This is a genomic window from Mycobacterium angelicum, assembly GCF_002086155.1.
GTDB lineage: Bacteria > Actinomycetota > Actinomycetes > Mycobacteriales > Mycobacteriaceae > Mycobacterium > Mycobacterium angelicum.
In genome coordinates this window covers 1-582 of the sequence record NZ_MVHE01000252.1, presented here as the reverse complement: position 1 = coordinate 582, position 582 = coordinate 1, and the positions used below count along the sequence as shown (strand labels likewise).

At 79.9% G+C, this 582-nt stretch carries 1 protein-coding gene; it reads left to right on the top strand.

All coding sequences use genetic code 11. The features are described from left to right. The coding region (locus BST12_RS32635; protein ID WP_211281415.1) for a hypothetical protein at positions 1-582 on the top strand (582 nt) is incomplete at both ends.

Sequence of the window (582 nt, the reverse complement as noted above, 5' to 3'; positions counted from 1 at the left end):
TCGGGGGCCTCGGGGGCGCCGGTGCCGCGAACGGCGGCGCAGGCGGTGTCGGTGGCGCGGGCGGGCTGTTTGGTGCCGGCGGTAACGGCGGGGCCGGCGGACTCGGCGGGAGCGCTGACGGCGGCGCCGGCGGGCATGGTGGCGCCGGCGGATTACTGGGCGGGTTGGTCGGCGCCGGTGGCGGTAACGGCGGGACCGGCGGCCTTGGCACCGCTTTCGGCGGCGCCGGTGGAGCTGGTGGCGACGGCGGCCTGCTCGCCGGCGCCGGGGGCGCCGGCGGGGCCGGCGGAGCCGCGGTAACGGCCGATGGTGGCGCCGGCGGCGCCGGAGGCAACGCCGGCCTGCTGTTCGGCAGCGGCGGGGCAGGTGGAACCGGCGGGTTCGGCACGGTTGGTGCGGGCGGAGCCGGTGGGGCCGGCGGCAACGCGGGCCTGCTGATGTCAACCGGCGGAGCCGGTGGCGCCGGTGGCGTCAGCGTCGGTAGCCACGGCGGGACCGGCGGGACCGGCGGGGCCGGCGGCCTACTTGGCTTCGGCGGAGCCGGCGGCGTCGGAGGTGGAAGCTTCAATGGCGACGGTGGGG